This window comes from uncultured Kiloniella sp., assembly GCF_937128705.1.
GTDB lineage: Bacteria > Pseudomonadota > Alphaproteobacteria > Kiloniellales > Kiloniellaceae > Kiloniella.
Genome location: NZ_CAKZMP010000426.1, coordinates 1 through 3,147 on the forward strand (window position 1 = coordinate 1; position 3,147 = coordinate 3,147).

Annotated in this window: 4 protein-coding genes; all 4 read left to right on the forward strand. The window is 42.6% G+C overall.

The window, feature by feature from the left end; all coding sequences use genetic code 11:
• The coding region (locus Q0241_RS21840) for an asparagine synthase C-terminal domain-containing protein (protein WP_299381322.1) at positions 1-864 on the forward strand (864 nt) is incomplete at its 5' end.
• 97 nt (positions 865-961) lie between these two features.
• Positions 962-1,894, forward strand: a complete 933-nt coding sequence (locus tag Q0241_RS21845) for a Gfo/Idh/MocA family oxidoreductase (RefSeq protein ID WP_299381325.1) — start codon at positions 962-964, stop codon at positions 1,892-1,894.
• A gap of 229 nt (positions 1,895-2,123) precedes the next feature.
• A complete protein-coding gene (locus Q0241_RS21850; RefSeq protein WP_299381327.1) occupies positions 2,124-2,741 on the forward strand; it encodes a winged helix-turn-helix transcriptional regulator in 618 nt (205 codons plus the stop codon).
• Positions 2,738-2,929 (forward strand): hypothetical protein, encoded by a 192-nt coding sequence (locus Q0241_RS21855; protein ID WP_299381330.1) that lies wholly within the window; start codon positions 2,738-2,740, stop codon positions 2,927-2,929. Before Q0241_RS21850 ends, Q0241_RS21855 begins: the two co-directional genes overlap by 4 nt.
• The last annotated feature ends 218 nt before the right edge of the window (positions 2,930-3,147 follow it).

A 3,147-nucleotide genomic window follows, 5' to 3' on the forward strand; every position in this document is an offset into this window, starting at 1 on the left:
ATTCCGACAATGTTGCTCTGTCAGCTTGCACGCCAACATGTGACAGTTGCTATTTCTGGGGATGGAGGGGATGAGTTCTTCGGAGGTTATTCGCGATACCTGCAAATAGAAAAGGATTGGAATAGTCGAAAACATGGAACGCAAAATGAAAATCTTGCTCGATCACTCGCGGGTCTTCCGTGGCATGTTATTGACAAAGGAGCGGGCATTTTTAGAAAAAAACCAAGCCGTTTTGGCCCGAAAGTCAAAAAATCATTGATCAAATCCTATGCAAATTCTGTAGGAGCTTTTTCAGAGCATTATTCAGGATTTTGGAGAGATGGCCTTCCGCTGAAAAGTGTATCGTTGGACGATAATTGGAATTTTGGACGTACATGGCCTTTGGATAAAGAGCAAGTGGATAACTTTGGTGTCCTAAAGTCATTAATGGTTTCGGATAGCTTGGTTTATCTTCCTGATGATCTGATGGTAAAGGTTGATCGAGCAAGCATGGCGGCATCTCTCGAGGTCAGAACCCCATTTTTAAATCAGGATCTGGCAAAGCTTTGTTGGTCTCTTCCAACGGGTTGGCACGTTGATCAGAACCATGGCCCAAAACAGTTGCTGAAGGAAACTTTGTATAAATACGTTCCTCAAAAATTGGTCGACAGGCCGAAGAAGGGTTTCGATGTACCAATCCGGGATTGGTTAAGAGGAGAATTAAAGCCTTGGGGGGCAGAATTGGTTAATAGCACAAATGCTGAAGTCTGCGAATTACTGGATATGGAAATTATCCGTCAAAGCTGGCAAGAACACCAAAAGGGAGCTAACCGAGAGGGTGATCTATGGCCTGCTCTGATGTTTTTAGCATGGAAGGTTACGTAGGAGGTTTAAGGGAATGGGGATTTCCAAGAGTTTGAGTTGCCTTTCGTGGCACGTGTTTTATAAGTGTTGAAAATTAAATCAGTTTGGAATGAAGAAAATGAAGCGTTTTGCATTGATGGGGGCTGCTGGTTACATTGCTCCACGCCATATGAAAGCAATTAAAGAGACGGGTAATGACCTAATTGCTGCCTTTGATCCAAATGATTCAGTTGGCATTATGGATAGTTATTTTCCTGAAGCCCGTTTTTTTACGGAATTTGAACGCTTTGACCGCCATGTAGACAAAAAATCCAGAGAAGGTACGCCGCTGGATTATATTAGTATCTGCTCTCCAAATTATCTGCATGATGCTCACTGCCGATATGTTTTACGGTCAGGGGCAACGCCTATATGTGAAAAACCTCTTGTGTTAAATCCATGGAATATTGATGGTCTGGAGGAAATTGAAAAAGATACTGGAAACCGAATTTACTCTATACTTCAGCTGCGACACCACCCGGCAATTTTGGCTTTAAAGAAGAAGGTTGCCGAAAATCCTGAGAAAATCCATGATCTCGATTTAACATATATTACCTCTCGAGGGCGTTGGTATCATGTGTCTTGGAAAGGAGACGCATCAAAATCTGGTGGAGTTGCAACAAATATTGGTGTTCATTTTTTTGATATGCTGGGTTTTATCTTTGGGGGGCTGAAAGAAAATGTCGTTCACCAGCGTACAGATGAAACAGCTGCCGGGTATTTAGAGTTCGAACGAGCTCGAGTACGGTGGTTTCTGTCCGTTTCAAGTGAGTATTTACCTGATTCAGTTAAGGGTAAACAAACGACTTATCGTTCCATTGCCATGGATGGTGAGGAAATCGAATTTTCTGGTGGATTTACTGATCTGCACACAGAGAGCTACCGCGCAATTATTGCTGGGCAAGGGTATGGATTGGCTGATGTGCGACCATCCATTGAAATCGTATCCAGAATAAATCATATGGATATCTCGCAAATAAAAGGTGAACAGCACCCGTTTATCCAAAGATAAATAATTTTGGCGGCGTTTTAGTTGCAATATGATTGTTTCAGTCGTTGCTTCGGTAAAGGCGGTTCTTGATCTTGAAGGTGCACTTATTGTGCAGTAAGTGCAAAAAACAGTATGATTAATAAGGTTGTGTGGGGGAGTTGTCTTTTTTTATGATTTAAGGTATTCAGTAATTGAACGTGAGGTTTGATTTACCAGAAATAATTTACATGCGATAGATCTGGGGTATTCTGTGTCAAAAGATCAAATATTATATCAGCTACTTAGTGAAATAGAGAGAAATCCCTCGATTTCACAAAAGGATTTGTCTCGAGAAGTTGGTATATCTGTTGGGATGGTTAATTGGCACGTGAAGCGTTTTGTCGCAAAGGGGTTGGTTAAGCTTCAGGAAGCTCCACTCAGAAGATACTTGTATTACCTTACTCCTGAAGGGTTTTCTGAAAAAGCAAAGCTTACAGCGGATTTTTTACATGCATCATTTGATGCTTTTCGGCAAGGGAGAGAGCAATATTCTGCACTTCTCGATCTTTGTTCTGTTAATGGCTGGCAAAATATTGTTTTGCTGGGGAATACGGAATTAACTGAACTCGCTGTTCTGGTCTCGCATCAGTTTCCTAAGATAAACCTGGTGGCTGTAATCGGACGAAGTGGCGCGCGATCTTCACCTCATGGGTTAGTGTTGGTGTCAGAACCTCAAGAAGCTGTTGAGCTAACTCCAATCCTAAAGGTTGATGCTGTCGTCTCTTGCCAATTTAATACTTCGTTGTTGGTGGGGGGGGAGATAGATCGAATTTTGTCTGAATTACACCTAGATCGGTCGAGATTTTTAATTCCGGGATTCTTGCAATGAAGATGGCGACCGGTCACTGGATTGTTGCAAATACGAAAGCAAACTGTGAGTTATTTGCTGTCGACCAGGTGCAGCAGCAGGGATTTGATGCTTATTGTCCTGCTTTTGAGGCTATGGTCAGGCATGCACGTAAAACTTCTGTGCGTAAAAAAAAACCTTGTTTCCAGGCTACATATTTATCCGGCTAACTGACTTTGCTGTTGGTTGGCGCCCTTTGATGTCGACGAGGGGGGGGAGGGTAAATCCTTACTGATGCAAAATGGTAAATTAAGTGTTTTGCCCGAAGGCTTTGTTTCGGATTTATTTGATAGCGAGGGGCGAGGTGAACTTTTGTTGCAAGTTCAATCGATGCTTTCAAGGGGCGACAAGGTTGAAGTAACCGATGGGGTCTTTGGTGGGCTTTCTG

Bases quoted from the DNA above. Each gene is read 5' to 3' on its own strand.
- Q0241_RS21845 (WP_299381325.1), top strand. From the start codon at position 962: ATGAAGCGTTTTGCATTGATGGGGGCTGCTGGTTACATTGCTCCACGC.
- Q0241_RS21855 (WP_299381330.1), top strand. From the start codon at position 2,738: ATGAAGATGGCGACCGGTCACTGGATTGTTGCAAATACGAAAGCAAAC.